The organism is Hyphobacterium sp., from assembly GCF_043584775.1.
GTDB lineage: Bacteria > Pseudomonadota > Alphaproteobacteria > Caulobacterales > Maricaulaceae > Hyphobacterium.
Genome location: NZ_CP121327.1, coordinates 2,750,857 through 2,764,250 on the forward strand (window position 1 = coordinate 2,750,857; position 13,394 = coordinate 2,764,250).

Genomic DNA, 13,394 nt, shown 5'->3' on the forward strand with positions numbered 1-13,394 from the left:
TTTCGGGACACGTTGTGGCACCAATCGCCAGCAAGCCAGCGGCACCTATTCCAATCAGTAGCTTCATCTTGCCCCCTCCCCAGACGGCAAAGACATTACAAAGCTTTCATGTTCGAGCGTCAAGCACCTACGGGTGGTAAGTTTCAAGGCATCCGTTTAGGCTTTGGCGACGCACCGGAGCCCGATCAGATGACCCACCCAGCTCTTTCCTACCGACCACAGTTTGATGACCGGTCGGCGTGCCGCGCCCGGTTTGAGAAAGTGCGATCTGATACGCTGCATCTGATCGCTGGTTTGTCTCCGGAAGACATGCAGATCCAGACCATGCCGGATGTCAGTCCGACAAAATGGCATCTGGCGCATGTCACCTGGTTCTTTGAAACCTTCCTCGCCAAGCCCTTTCTCGATTCCTACAAAGAGTTCGATCCGGGATTCGGATATCTCTTCAATTCCTATTATGAACAGGTCGGTGAGAAATGGCCTAGGGCCCGGCGGGGCATGCTGTCGCGGCCCTCAACCGATACGATTCTGACCTATCGCCAGCATGTCGAGTCCGCGATTTCGAATTTGATCGATATTGCGTCTGACGATGCATGGATTGAAGTAGCGCCCCTGCTCGAGCTTGGCCAGCAACACGAACGGCAACACCAGGAATTACTGCTGACAGATATCAAGCACGTGCTGTCGCAGGCACCAGATCCGCATGCGCCGTTTTCAACACCATTGGCCAACGCCGGCGCGCCGCCCGAGGCGCGGTATCTGGAAATGAGCGGCGGAATTGTCGAGATCGGGGCCAGCCACGCAGATTTCGTTTTTGACAATGAACTGCCCCGCCACAAGCGGTGGCAGGAAGATTTCGAGATAGCGGCGCGTCCCGTATCGAATGCCGAGTTTTACGCGTTTATCGAGGACGGCGGGTATCAGGACGCACGGCTGTGGCTGTCAGACGGATGGAGCTGGATCAACGAGAACGCCATCCGCCATCCCTTGTATTGGCGGGACAGCGCGGATGGCTGGCAGGAATACACACTCCACGGGCTGGCGCCTTTGCAGCCGGGATTCCCTGTCTGCCACATCAGCGCCTATGAAGCCGCCGCCTTTGCCGAGTGGAAAGGTGAGCGGTTGCCCACCGAAACAGAACTCGAATTGCTGGCGCGCAAATTCCCTGCCGAAGGCGTCATGCTGGGAGATTCAGGGCGCTATCATCCCGGACCGCTGATAGGAGGGCCGGATGCTGAAGCGGTCTTTGGCGGCGTCTGGGAGTGGTCATCCAGCGGATATGAAGCCTATCCCGGATATCATCCGCCCAAGGGGGCTGTCGGGGAATACAATGGGAAATTCATGTCAGGCCAGCAAGTCCTGCGCGGCGGATCGTGTGCGACCGAGCGCAATCATATCCGCGCCACCTACCGGAATTTCTTTCCGGCCGATGCGCGCTGGCAGTTCTCCGGAATCCGGCTGGCCAAGCGCACACGCCCGGCCAGCTCCTTGAGGTCCGCCTAGAAACTGGCCGACAGGGTCAGCCGCGCAGAGGTAGGTGCTCCGGGGCTGATATTGTTGTCATTGTGGGCGCTGAACCAATACTCCTCATTGGTCAGGTTCTCGATATTCAGCTGGACATCGATTGTATCGGTCAATGCATAGAAGATACCGGCATCCAGGCGCGTATAGCCCGGAAGCGTGACCGCATTGCTGATCGAGGCGAACTGGTCACCCTGGTGAATGACGCCGAGCGCAAGATCCAGCCTGTCCGTCACCTCGACCCGGTTCCACAGCGACGCGCTGAAATCCGGTGAGAGTGGCGCGTTGCGGCCGGCAGGTGCCGCGCTGGTGGTCGACGTGATCTCGGCATTCTGGAAGGCCATGGCACCGATCAGATTCCAGCCATCCCGCACCTCACCCTGAATGGCGAGCTCGACGCCTTCCGCACGCTGCGAGCCGGTTTGAACCGTAGTGCCCGGCGTCGCGCCGGGAGCGCGGGTATTGGTCCGGTCGAGACGGTAGACGGCAGCGCTGACCAGCAGGCGCTCGTTGGGCTGATAGCGGAAACCGACTTCAAGATTTTCGAATTCTTCCGGTTCGAGAGCCGCCGTTGTGACATTGAGAGAGCTGAATTGTTCGCCGGATTGCGGAAGGTAGGAACGGCTCCAGCCCGCATAGAAAGAGGCTTCGAGGCCGGGTTCCCAGATAATACCGAGGCGCGGCGAGAAGAAGGTATCCTCTCGTGAGAAATCGGTGGTGTTCGGACGACGATCGTCGAACGTCATGTCGAACCGGTCAAATCGCAGGCCGGCAACAAAGCGAACATTGTCCGCCACCGCAATCTGGTTCTGGATCAGTAGCGCAAAAAGATCGAGCTCATTCGTGTTGTCGCGCGCGGCCGGTACGGAGAAGTCCGGCATGAAATTGCGCCCCCGGTCAGCGAGGCTGAAAACAGACCCTGCCGTATTTACCCGGATATTGGCGCTTTCCTGATGACCCGCTTCGAGACCGAAAAGAATGGTCTGTTGCAGACCGGCAAATACCGGCTCCCATATCAGATCCGTCTGGAACAGGAGGTTTTCGCGCGTCGTGGACGAATTGTACGCCGAGATCGGGACCGTGTTGGCAACGGGATCTACCGGCCCTCCGGGATAGGCATTCTGATAGTATTTATCGTAATCGCCATAGGAAAGCACGCTGCGAAGAATCAGATTGCTGGCCAGTTCGTGGGTCAGCACGCCACGCAAGGTGGCGACAGTGATGTCGCTGTTCGAGATATCCGGATTGCCGAAATAGGTGCCGGCATCGCCCGGCCAGGGCCGGCCGGCAAGAGACGGAACTCCGCGGTCCACCGTGCGAGTGTCTTCGAAATATTCCGCAAAAACATCCAGCTGCGTGGCATCCGACAGCTCGAAGCGGAAAGCCGGGGCGACACCAAGGCGTTCAACTTCCACGAAATCCCGGAAAATCTCGCTGTTTTCAACGACGACATTGAGCCGGGCGCCCACATTGTCGGACAGTTCGCCACCGAGATCGCCAGCCAGCCGCGCCTGACCTTCACTGCCAAGTGTGAGCATCAGACTGCGAATATCGCCGCCATCGGCGGATTTGCTGACGCGGTTAATGGCACCGCCGCCGGTTCCCCGGCCGAATACCAGCGCCGAGGCCCCTTTGATCACATCGACGCGATCCACATTATAGAGGTCACGCAGATACTGGAGGTCGTCGCGGATTCCGTCGACGAAGAAATCCGACGTGGTGAGATTACCACGGAGAACCGGTGCGTCGCGGTGGCCTTCGCCCTGCCCCATCGTGACGCCGGGCACGTAACGGACGAGTTCGCCAAAGCCGGTCATGGCCTGATCGTCGATCACATCGCGTGTGATGACGAAAACAGATTGGGGAATATGTTCCAGCGGGGTCTCGGTCCGCGTGACGGAGCTGGACTCATCTTCACGATAGAAGCTGCGCGTTCCGTAGACATAGATGATGTCGTCGGTGGCCGTCGCCGCCTCTGATGCAGGTGCGACATCATCGGCAAAAGCGCCCGCCGAGAGGGCAAGCATGGACACGGCACCGGCAAACAAAGAACGCATGGAAAGACCCCGAAAAAATGACTTTGCGAATGATATGCATTTACTTTGACAGGGCGCCGCCTGTCTACCCGTCATGCAAATGATTTGCAGTCGCCTTCACAGTCCAGGCCCGATGCGTCGCAAAAAGGCCGCACCCGGTGAGAATGCGGCCTTCTCGATAGTCAGAATTGGAAGCTTATTTCGGAGGCATGCGAGCGCCCGCATCCAGGCGGACACATTCGGCGTTGATATAGCCATTGGTCACCATGAAGGCGACGAGGTCGGCATATTCAGCCGGCGTACCGAAACGCTGCGGGAATTGAAGGTGAGACGCCAGATTAGTTTTCACTTCCGGCGGCATTTGCTGATAGATCGGGGTTTCAAAGAAGCCCGGCAGGATCGTATTGACGCGGACACCTTCCCGCGCGAGGTCCCGCGCCATCGGCAGGGTCATGCTATAAATTCCGCCTTTGGTTGCTGCATAGGCCACCTGGCCGATTTGACCATCCTGTGCTGCCACTGACGCCGTATTGACGATGATGCCGCGCTCGCCGCCATCATCCGGGTCATTTGACAGCATGCCTTCCGCTGCGATCGCAGCGCAATTGAACGAGCCAACAAGGTTGATGTTCACGACCAGCGCAAACTTGTCCAGCTGGTGCCGAACGATATCGCCTGAAGAGGAGCGGCGGGCGGTTTTCTCGGCCCAACCGATGCCCGCGCAGTTCACAAGCACCCGTTCCTGACCATGGGCCTCGCGCGCCTTGGCAAACCCGGCTTCCACGCTGGCAATGTCCGCGACATTGACGTGACAGAAGACGCCGCCAATCTCGGCTGCGACGGCCTTACCCCGTTCAGCATTCAGGTCAAACAGGGCAACTTTGGCACCGTCTGCGGCAAGACGGCGAGCTGTGCCTTCGCCGAGGCCTGATGCACCGCCGGTCACGATGGCGGCTGTGTCCTTGGTAATTTTCATGGAACTCCCCTTGAAGCTTTTTTATCCTGCAACGGACATAGCGCGCCGCCGCCATTAAGTGAACGGTGTTCAGTCGTTTTGATGTGACGATTTCAGGTGCTAGATGATCGCGACGTCCAAGAACAGGGATTCGATCCATGACAACCCGACCCGTAGCGATGGTGTTACATGGCGGAGCCGGCGTGCTCGCCAAGAAATCCTATGATCGCGAAATTGATCATATGCGCCGCCTCGCCGAACGCGGAAAGGCGATGCTCAATGATGGCGCTACGGCTCTGGATGTGGTCGAGACCATTGTCTACGAGCTGGAAATCAGCGGCCTCTATGTGGCCGGAAAAGGCTCTTCACCCAACACCGATAATCGCTATGAGCTGGACGCGGCCATCATGGATGGTGAAACGCGCAATGCCGGTGCCGTTGCCGCTATGGAAGGTTTCGTTTCCCCGATACATGCCGCGCGCAAGGTCATGGAATCGACGCCGCATGTCATGCTGGCGGGGTGGGGCGCCAATCGGCTGGCCGAACGCGAAGGTCTCGAAGCGGTCGATGATCCGGATAGCTATTATACACCTGCAGCCGTACCGGATGGCCGGGCCTATGCGACCGGCACGGTCGGCTGTGTGGCCCTCGATTCCGAAGGCCGTCTTGCAGCCGCGACCTCGACCGGCGGCACGCTGAAGAAAACACCGGGCCGGGTCGGTGATTGCCCGCTGATCGGGGCCGGGACCTGGGCGGATCAGGACGTGGCGATTTCCTGTACAGGCCAGGGCGAGTTCTTCATTCGCTCTCTGGCCGCCGGAACGGCTGCTGCGCGCGTCCGCTATCTGCATGAAAGCCCCGACGAGGCGGCACGCTGGGCCCTGAAGGACGTCAAGCGCCTCGGTGGGGATGGCGGTATTATTGCTGTGGGCCGGGATGGCCGCATCGCGACACCCTATAATTCCGAAGGCATGAAATGCGCGGTGCTGCACGCGGACGGCCGGATTACCGCTGGCGTGCAGGACCTGTCATGATCAAGCCCATTCGGCCGCTGAAAGGCTATTTCGGCATCGGCGCCGAGGAAATCTCGAAGCCAATGAATCTCGGCGCAATCTTGCGGACCGCCCATGCCTTTGGCGCGAGCTTCGCGTTTACGGTCAACGCGCATCACAAGGCCCAGAAGGTCTTTGATTCCGACACGTCGCGAAGTCTGAAAAACGTTCCCTATTATGGCTGGGACACGTTGAGTGACATGCTGTTGCCAAAAGGCTGTTCGCTGGTCGGCATCGAATTGACCGATGATGCGGTGGAATTACCCAGCTTCCGGCATCCGCGCGCGGCTGCCTATGTGCTGGGACGCGAGCGCGGTTCGCTTTCATCGGAAATGCAGGCGCGGTGCGACCACATCGTGCGCATTCCAACCCGGTTTTGCGTCAATGTCTCGGTTGCTGCCGCGATCACGCTTTATGATCGGACGCTTTGCATGGGCGGTTATCCTGATCGCCCAGTCATGCCTGGCGGACCAGGTCTGGATGCGATTTCAGACTGGGATGCGAAAAAGCACTAGTGACCCAAAAGGCGCTGCACAGCGCCCAGCGCACCTGTGAATTTGAGGGACCCGTCCGTTACAGCCAGCGCAAAACAGATCTCGCCCTGTTCGGCAATCGGCCGGTGGGTGGTTTCCTCGCCAACCGCGCAAAGGTCGCCTTTTTCATAGCGGCCAATGCCGTCGGCAAAAGCGCCCGCCAGCACGAGCGTGAATTCCTTGCCATTGTGGGTATGGCTCGGCGAGCCATGACCCGGCTCGATCCGCAATAATTCTGCCGTCGCGTCGCCTTCACGCATCAACTCGATGCGGCGCACGCCTGGTGCAGCGAACCGCCATTGAGCGCCTGCTTCCAGGGCGCGGTCCCGGACAGGCTCCGGCAATTGCAACAATTCCGACAGCACTGAATCTGCGGCCGCAGCAGCGGCTTTGCGGCTGATCGCTTGCGTGCCCGCCGCCTCGCCTGCGCCGGATTCCAGGGCATCGATCGCGGCCAATGCGATATCAAGCGCATTCTCGGCCATCGGCTCGGCGGGCATGCCTTCCAGAAACGCCCCGGACAGGGCATCGGACATGAGCGCCGCGGCAGCCACATCTGTTTTCAGAACCGCATGAGTGTCGACGAGCAGACGCATGGGCGCGCTCAGCGTCCCGGAGGCGCGCGCCGCGATCAACTCATCATCTACAGAAATCAACGTCATAGTTTTCTTTTATATCTGGTCTTGGTTTTCTCGATATGTCTCGCTTGACCTATGGGTCAAGGGCAAGCCGGCAATTAAATATCACCCGGATCCAGCTGACCGCGCAATTTGTCGAAGGCCAGCCTTATTCTTGACTTTACAGTGCCCAGCGGAACGCCTTCGTGTTCAGCAATCTCCGAATGGGACAATCCCTCGAAGAAGGCCAGCTTGAGGAGACGAACTTGGTCTTCCGGAAGCAATTTCAAGGCCTCGCGCACACGCCCTTCGCGATCGCGCGCATGCGCGGCAGTGTCGGGCAATTCCTCGGCAACAGGCTGCAATAATGGTTCGTCCTGATCGAGGTCAGGCCGCGCCGCTTTTCGCGCCATATCAATTCGACGGTTCCGGGCGATCCGGAAGATCCATGTCGACGCCGAGGCCTGGCGGGAATCAAACTGACCGGCTTTGCGCCAGACCGTCAGCATGACTTCCTGTGCGAGCTCTTCGGCCGTGGCATCATCTGTTGCCAGGCGTTTCAGATACCCCTTCACCCGCGGTGCATAAAACTCGAACAGGGCCGCAAAAGCCGAACGATCTGCTTTCGCGCAGGCTTCCACCCACGCGTCCAGCTGATCCCGGCCGGGCGGGCTTGTGTCCTGTCTCGATGAGTCTGGCACGCGAAATCCTTCATCCACCGCTTTTGTTCAGCGTTATAATTGCCTAACAGATATGCACGTGAAGCGGAAAGTGGTTTCGCCATTAACTGCCCATAAAGCGCCGCATTGCAGGGATGATATGACCAGTCATCATCACGGAGCCGGAATTCGCCATGCGTTTTCGATTTTTGATTATTGCTCTGTTTGCCGTTTTTTCAGGCCCTGGCCTGGCACAGGACGCGCAGAACCGAGGGGCTTATGGCGACTGGATCGTGTTCACGATCGATACCGATAATGGTCAGGTTTGCTACGCCGCCAGCCGGCCCATCGAGATGACACCGTCAAATGTTGATCATGGCGAAGTCTTCTTTGTGATCTCGACCTGGGCCAATGGCGCGGCCGAAGAACAGCCCCGCTTTGTTTCCGGCTATGCCTTGCGGCCGGAAACGCCGCCGCGCGCGCGTATCGGCTCCAGCCGGTATCAGATGTTTGCCGCGGGCCAGGACGGTTTTCTTGAAGATCTGGACGATGAAAACGATCTGATCCGCGAAATGCGGCGCGGGGCAGAAATGCGCATCGAGGCGACCAGTCAACGCGGAACGGCGACCGCCTACCTCTTTTCGCTCACCGGTGTGACCGCTGCCCTGCAACGCGTTGACGCGCTTTGCTGATTAGCGGGATGGCTTCTCGAAAGGCTTCGCCCGAAGCTTGATCTTGTGGTCCTTCACACCTGCCGATCCGTCAGGCCGAAGCCCGCGATAATAGGTCTTCTGCCACTTTTCCTCAACGGCATCGGCTTCATGTTCAGACAGCCTCTTGGCGAAATCCTGGCGGCTGTCACGCCATTGCATGAATTGCTCGTAGGCCTTGGGATCCCGATTGAGATGATCAAGCGCCGGTTCGAATTTTTCGAACAGGTCCCGCCGCACAGGGAAAAAATGCGCCACGGCCTCGCCCGCCTCGAACCGCACGGGGCAGTCGGGCGCGGTGAAACGCCAGTTCATGGTGAAGGTATAGGGACTCCAATCGGTCTCGATCACGCCGGAGAGCGGCGCAATGCCGTGCTTGATACCATTCATGGGCCCAGTGACGAAAATGTTCCAGCCGGGCGGGGTACGCAGAAGGAAGTGAAGCTCGAAGGTCAGAACGCCGGAACCGAAATTGGCCAGCGGCGCGCCAGTAAGGTTTTGGGCCGGCGGCGTGTCAAATTCGATCTTGACGTCTTCAGGGAGATTTCCGCCATTCCAGGTCGCGGTGAACCCGACTGGCGTGGTCACTTCCCAGCCATGCTGATTGGCAAGCGCCAGAGGCAAACAGCGATAGGCGAAACTTTCTGGCGTGTCGTCCATCCATTGCCGGCGCGGGTCGGCCGGACGCACTGGCGGCATTTCTGTCGAGAGGGGATAAAGCGTCAGTTTCATAGGCCCAATCGATAACCGCAACACCCGCAGGCTTCAATCGGTCACCCCCTCGCTTTTGCGGCAAATATGCATTATGTCCGCGCTCCCATGACTGCTGCACTGAACATATATGATCCTTCCGCCAAGCCGACGGCGGGTCCACGCTCGCTGGCCGGGCTGACGCGCCCGCAGATGCTGGAGGCGATGAAGTCTGCCGGCGTGGAGGATCGCAAGGCGAAAATGCGCGCCGAACAGGTCTGGCGCTGGGTGCATCATCATGGTGTCACTGATTTTGAAGCAATGACCAATATCGCCAAGGATCAGCGCGGCAGCCTCGCAAAAGCCTTCACGCTGGCGCGTCCCGAGATCGTCGAGCGGCTGGTCTCGGTCGACGGGACACGCAAATATCTGATCCGTCTTGCGCCGGGCGTGGAGTGTGAAACCGTCTATATTCCCGATGTTGGGAAATCCGGTGCGCTCTGCGTTTCCAGTCAGGTCGGTTGCACGCTCAATTGCACCTTCTGCCATACCGGCACCCAGAAGCTGGTTCGCAATCTGACGGCACAGGAAATTGCCGCACAGGTCATTATTGCGCGCGATGATCTGGAGGAATGGCCGACCTCGGCGGAAAACCGCAAGATCACCAATATCGTCTTCATGGGGATGGGCGAGCCGCTCTATAATCTGGATGCGGTCTCGGATTCGATCGACATCATGTCCGATGGTGATGGCATGGCCATTGGCCGGCGCCGGATGACGGTGTCGACATCGGGTGTTGTGCCGAAGATCCAGGAGCTCGGGACACGGACCCGCGCCATGCTGGCGATCTCGCTGCATGCGACGAATGATGATTTGCGCGACGTGCTGGTCCCGTTGAACAAGAAATACCCAATTGCCGAGCTGATGGATGCCATTCGTGCCTATCCGGGGCTCAACAACTCGAACCGCGTGACGTTTGAATACGTGATGTTGAAGGGCGTGAACGACAGCCCCGCCGAAGCCCGGGCGCTCGTTCAGCTATTGAAGGGTGTGCCGTCCAAGATCAATCTCATCCCGTTCAATCCCTGGCCAGGCAGCCCGTATGAGTGCTCGGACTGGGAAACGATCGAGACGTTTGCGGAAATCGTGAACCGGGCCGGCTATGCCTCTCCTATCCGAACGCCGCGCGGCCGCGATATCTTCGCCGCTTGCGGGCAGCTGAAATCGGAAAGCGAGCGCCTGCGTGCGAGTGCGCGGAAAGGCTGATGTCGTCCGCTGTCCTCTACCGCTGGAAGCTGAAGCCGGGCACGGAAGACACATTCCGCAAGGCCTGGACGGAAGCGACGAGAGCCATTCACAAGACCTGTGCTTCCTATGGCGCGCGTTTGCACGAAGGCGCTGACGGGCTGTTCTGGTCCTATGCGCGCTGGCCATCAGAGGAGGTGCGCCAGGCCTGTTTCGAGACGCACCACTTCTTCGACATGGACTGTTTCAAGACCATGCAGGCCTGCATCGAGGAACGCTTTCCGGAAGTGGTTTTGACGCTGACTGCGGACGAGCTCGCCGAACGAAAAGCAGGCCATCCGGTTCCCGTCTATGAGACCGAACGGCTGGTCTTGCGTGGCATTCGTCAGGACGATGCCGAAGCGCTTTTCCCGGCGGTCTCGGACGAGGCCAATATGCGCTACTGGTCACGCGGGCCGATGCAGACCGTTGCCGAGGTCCATGATTATCTCGCCTGGAACGCCCACGGGAATGGGTGCCAGTGCTGGGCGGTGGAACGAAAAACCGAGCCGGGCCAGGCGCTGGGCTGGGTCATATTGATGGACAAGGAAGACAATCAGGCCGAGATCGGCTTCATGTTCCGTCCGGACGCTCAAGGTCAGGGCATCGCGTTTGAAGCGGCCTCAAAAATGCTGGATCACGCGCGCGATGTCCGCCGCTTCCGCCGGATCTGGGCCGATGTCGATCCTGACAATCAGGCCTCCATCCATTTGATCGAACGGCTGGGTCTGACCTATGAAGGCCGGCTCATGGGAAACTGGTCGACCCATATCGGCATGCGTGACAGCCTGATTTACGGGCTTGTCGTGCCTGAAAATGGCCCAAAAGTTCCGCTTTAGACGGTCCTGACATGTCAGATGAACGAAGATCCTCGTCGCGGCGGACAGAAACGCCGCGCAAGCCCGATTTCTGGGGCGGCAGCAGCCTGCCGGTCCAGATCGCGCTACGCGGTTCCATCCTGATCTTTGCTCTGCTCGGCATTCTGGGCGTGTTTTTCTATATCGAACAAATGCCCAATGGCGCGAAAGCCTGGGGTGAAGCCGATCTGGAAGAGCCCATCCGGCTTTTTACCTCGGAGCAAATCCGCGCGCTGCGGGATGACCCGCAAGCCTGCCTAGCCGCGCTGGATGGTTCGAATATGAGCTATGCCGAAGTGGAGCCGCGCTCGCCGACTCCGGAATGCCGGTGGCAGGCGGGTGTCCAGATTTCGACATCGAATCTGGACTATGCGAATCCGGAGCCGCCCGTGGCGTCCTGCGCGCTGGCGGCTGCGCTCTATATCTGGGAGCGGGAAATCGTCGCTCCCGCTGCAGCCCGTCATCTCGATGCCGAGGTCGCCGAAATCCTGCATTACGGCACTTATAATTGCCGCCGGGAGAATTCGGCGCAGGCCGGACGCTGGTCCCAGCACGCCAATGCCAATGCGATTGATATTTCAGGTTTCCGCTTGTCGGATGGCCGCGTTGTCGGCGTCCATCGCTGGGATAATGGCGGCGAAGAGGCTGCTTTCCTGACAGAAGTCCGTGACCGATCCTGCGAGATTTTCACCGGCGTGCTGGGTCCGGACTATAATGACGCGCATGCCGACCATTTCCATATGGATATGGGCCCCTGGGAGATTTGCTCCTAGCCGGGTTCGCCGGCGCCATTCCCGTTGCCGCCGATTTCACGGGGTGGACACCCTTCTTCCTCGCGGCGATCGACCATGCGGTTGGCTTCGGAAATAAATCCGGAGCGCCCGTAATTGACCTCGGCGGCTGCCAGCCAGTTGCAGCCTTCTTCCCGCTCCTCGCGCCGAAACGCCAATGTGGCCAGCCGCAATTCCTGTTCCGCCATGGCCGGGATTTCACCGGCTTCCTCATAGAGTTGTCTGGCTTGAGACACATGTTGTTCAGCGCGTGAATAGTCCTCGGCAAAAAAGGCCGACAAGGCCAGCGCATCATGAATATAGGCCCGTGTATCCGGCGGCGCCCCGCGCTCATCAATGATCTCGAAGACACGGGCGCCGTGGGCACGGGCCAGAGCATCGTCCTGAGCCGAAGCCGCAATTCCCACTGACAGAATCAACACATCTGCCCTGTTGGCCGGATCCGGAATGCGTTCGGCCGCCGCCAGCGCTTCGTCTGCATATTGCCGCGCCTGAACCGGATCTCCCCGCTGCATGGCCATCCAGCCCGCGCTGCGGGCCGCGCGCTCTATGGCCCGTATATACTGATACTCCCGGGCGCGCTCGAGGCTGCGTTCATAGAAGCGGGTGGCGGACTGATAATCGCCCCGCGATTCCGCGACCATGCCCAGGCTGGCAATGGTCATGGCGGCGAATTGAGGTTGCCCGGCGGCTTCGAGCTCGGACAGGGTCAACCGGTACATGTCTTCGGCCCGGTCCAGCTCTCCGCGCTCGCGATAGATATTCGCCAGATTATTGCGGGCCAGTGCCATGCCAACGGTATCACCGCTCTGCTCCATGAGATTATGGGCGCGATCATAATAGGTTTCGGCGCTTTCTGTTTCCCCCCGCGCCATGGCCATCAGACCGAGATTTCCCAATTGCCGCGCCGACAGGACGACGTCGCCATTGAGATCGGCGAGTTCGAGCGCGCGGTCGTAAAATTCGGTCGCCGCATCAAAATCACCACGCATCCAGGCCAACGACCCCAGGCTGGAGTGAATCCGGGCCTGTTCGAGCTCATCGCCCGCTTCAATAGCCGCATCAAGGGCGCGGCGATGCAGGGTTTCGGCCTGTTCGTCGTCGCCCTGATCCAGATAAAGACCGCCCAACCGGTCCAGCGTGCGCGGGCGGTCCGGCGCGAGGGCCAGAGAAGCCTGATAGGCGGCCAGCGCCCTTTCGGGATCGACGGCCTCTGCCAGAACCCCCACAGCGAACCAGCGTTCGCCGGCTTCCTGCGGCTGACGTCGCTCCAACTGGCGGGCGCTGTCTTCAAGCGCCGTGAAGGCGGCGTCGGAGTTTCCGTTATTCAGATCGGTCAGGGCCTGCTCTACAGTGCGATCACCGGACCGGGCGAGCTCATTGATCGTGCGTTCCAGATCGGAATTGCCATCAATCTCACCACCACTGGCGATAGATGCCGTCTCGAGGTGCGATGCCACGCTCAGCGCCAGCGAAGCCGCTTCAGCTTGTGACAGCGAGCCGCCGCCGGTGACAAGGCTTTCAATATCCGTGATCACGCCCAGCGTTGTCGCCACGACCGCCGCGATCGCGGCTGTTGGGGCCCAGCGCCGCTTGAGCCAGACACGCGCCGGAGCGGTTCCGTTCTTGAAAGAGGTCCAGATTGTCATGATTTCACCTTAACCTTCCCGCGAGAGGCGAGCCAGCTTT

At 59.6% G+C, this 13,394-nt stretch carries 13 protein-coding genes; 7 read left to right on the plus strand and 6 right to left on the minus strand.

The features are described 5' to 3' along the window. Positions 1-189 precede the first annotated feature (189 nt). Positions 190-1,503 (plus strand): ergothioneine biosynthesis protein EgtB, encoded by a 1,314-nt coding sequence (gene egtB, locus P0D52_RS13715; protein ID WP_394693210.1) that lies wholly within the window; start codon positions 190-192, stop codon positions 1,501-1,503. Here egtB and P0D52_RS13720 read toward each other — a convergent pair. Continuing rightward, positions 1,500-3,578 carry a TonB-dependent receptor gene (locus tag P0D52_RS13720; protein WP_394693211.1) on the minus strand — a complete coding sequence of 693 codons (2,079 nt, stop codon included), beginning with the start codon at positions 3,576-3,578 and terminating at the stop codon, positions 1,500-1,502. The two genes, egtB and P0D52_RS13720, sit on opposite strands and share 4 nt — an antisense overlap. A gap of 175 nt (positions 3,579-3,753) precedes the next feature. Next, positions 3,754-4,533, minus strand: a complete 780-nt coding sequence (locus P0D52_RS13725; RefSeq protein ID WP_394693212.1) for an SDR family NAD(P)-dependent oxidoreductase — start codon at positions 4,531-4,533, stop codon at positions 3,754-3,756. Positions 4,534-4,670: 137 nt separating this feature from the next. Here P0D52_RS13725 and P0D52_RS13730 point away from each other — a divergent pair, with 137 nt between their 5' ends. After that, positions 4,671-5,546: an isoaspartyl peptidase/L-asparaginase family protein gene (locus P0D52_RS13730; protein WP_394693213.1), complete on the plus strand. Its 876-nt coding sequence runs from the start codon at positions 4,671-4,673 to the stop codon at positions 5,544-5,546. Between the two features lie 17 nt (positions 5,547-5,563). Beyond that, a complete protein-coding gene (locus P0D52_RS13735) occupies positions 5,564-6,079 on the plus strand; it encodes an RNA methyltransferase (RefSeq protein WP_394694798.1) in 516 nt (171 codons plus the stop codon). Here the strand turns inward: P0D52_RS13735 and P0D52_RS13740 are convergent. Together P0D52_RS13740 and P0D52_RS13745 are read right to left on the minus strand one after the other, a co-directional pair. After that, entirely contained in the window at positions 6,076-6,759 is a 684-nt protein-coding gene (locus tag P0D52_RS13740; protein WP_394693214.1) for a ChrR family anti-sigma-E factor, read from the minus strand. The two genes, P0D52_RS13735 and P0D52_RS13740, sit on opposite strands and share 4 nt — an antisense overlap. A 74-nt stretch (positions 6,760-6,833) precedes the next feature. After that, positions 6,834-7,415, minus strand: coding sequence for a sigma-70 family RNA polymerase sigma factor (locus P0D52_RS13745; RefSeq protein WP_394693215.1), 582 nt, complete (start codon positions 7,413-7,415; stop codon positions 6,834-6,836). 152 nt (positions 7,416-7,567) lie between these two features. Between P0D52_RS13745 and P0D52_RS13750 the strand changes: the two genes are divergently transcribed. After that, a complete protein-coding gene (locus P0D52_RS13750; RefSeq protein ID WP_394693216.1) occupies positions 7,568-8,065 on the plus strand; it encodes a hypothetical protein in 498 nt (165 codons plus the stop codon). Here P0D52_RS13750 and P0D52_RS13755 read toward each other — a convergent pair whose 3' ends face one another. Next, positions 8,066-8,815, minus strand: a complete 750-nt coding sequence (locus P0D52_RS13755) for a DUF6065 family protein (RefSeq protein ID WP_394693217.1) — start codon at positions 8,813-8,815, stop codon at positions 8,066-8,068. It abuts the gene before it with no gap. Positions 8,816-8,902: 87 nt separating this feature from the next. Here P0D52_RS13755 and rlmN point away from each other — a divergent pair, with 87 nt between their 5' ends. Genes rlmN through P0D52_RS13770 form a run of 3 tightly spaced genes read left to right on the plus strand, consistent with a single transcriptional unit; the run spans position 8,903 to position 11,687 of the window. Next, positions 8,903-10,039 carry a 23S rRNA (adenine(2503)-C(2))-methyltransferase RlmN gene (gene rlmN / locus P0D52_RS13760; RefSeq protein WP_394693218.1) on the plus strand — a complete coding sequence of 379 codons (1,137 nt, stop codon included), beginning with the start codon at positions 8,903-8,905 and terminating at the stop codon, positions 10,037-10,039. Continuing rightward, entirely contained in the window at positions 10,039-10,896 is an 858-nt protein-coding gene (locus tag P0D52_RS13765; protein WP_394693219.1) for a GNAT family N-acetyltransferase, read from the plus strand. The genes rlmN and P0D52_RS13765 overlap by 1 nt, the downstream gene beginning before the upstream one ends. 11 nt (positions 10,897-10,907) lie before the next feature. After that, on the plus strand, positions 10,908-11,687 hold the full coding sequence (locus P0D52_RS13770; RefSeq protein ID WP_394693220.1) for an extensin family protein: 780 nt from the start codon (positions 10,908-10,910) through the stop codon (positions 11,685-11,687). On the opposite strand, the gene P0D52_RS13775 is transcribed toward P0D52_RS13770, so the two are convergent. After that, a complete protein-coding gene (locus P0D52_RS13775) occupies positions 11,684-13,354 on the minus strand; it encodes a tetratricopeptide repeat protein (RefSeq protein WP_394693221.1) in 1,671 nt (556 codons plus the stop codon). The genes P0D52_RS13770 and P0D52_RS13775 overlap by 4 nt on opposite strands. Between the last annotated feature and the right edge of the window lie 40 nt (positions 13,355-13,394).

Excerpts from the sequence above, each read along its gene's own strand:
- egtB (WP_394693210.1), top strand. The coding sequence starts at position 190 with ATGACCCACCCAGCTCTTTCCTACCGACCACAGTTTGATGACCGGTCG.
- P0D52_RS13720 (WP_394693211.1), bottom strand. The coding sequence starts at position 3,578 with ATGCGTTCTTTGTTTGCCGGTGCCGTGTCCATGCTTGCCCTCTCGGCG.
- P0D52_RS13725 (WP_394693212.1), bottom strand. The coding sequence starts at position 4,533 with ATGAAAATTACCAAGGACACAGCCGCCATCGTGACCGGCGGTGCATCA.
- P0D52_RS13730 (WP_394693213.1), top strand. The coding sequence starts at position 4,671 with ATGACAACCCGACCCGTAGCGATGGTGTTACATGGCGGAGCCGGCGTG.
- P0D52_RS13740 (WP_394693214.1), bottom strand. The coding sequence starts at position 6,759 with ATGACGTTGATTTCTGTAGATGATGAGTTGATCGCGGCGCGCGCCTCC.
- P0D52_RS13750 (WP_394693216.1), top strand. The coding sequence starts at position 7,568 with ATGCGTTTTCGATTTTTGATTATTGCTCTGTTTGCCGTTTTTTCAGGC.
- P0D52_RS13755 (WP_394693217.1), bottom strand. The coding sequence starts at position 8,815 with ATGAAACTGACGCTTTATCCCCTCTCGACAGAAATGCCGCCAGTGCGT.
- rlmN (WP_394693218.1), top strand. The coding sequence starts at position 8,903 with ATGACTGCTGCACTGAACATATATGATCCTTCCGCCAAGCCGACGGCG.
- P0D52_RS13765 (WP_394693219.1), top strand. The coding sequence starts at position 10,039 with ATGTCGTCCGCTGTCCTCTACCGCTGGAAGCTGAAGCCGGGCACGGAA.
- P0D52_RS13770 (WP_394693220.1), top strand. The coding sequence starts at position 10,908 with ATGTCAGATGAACGAAGATCCTCGTCGCGGCGGACAGAAACGCCGCGC.
- P0D52_RS13775 (WP_394693221.1), bottom strand. The coding sequence starts at position 13,354 with ATGACAATCTGGACCTCTTTCAAGAACGGAACCGCTCCGGCGCGTGTC.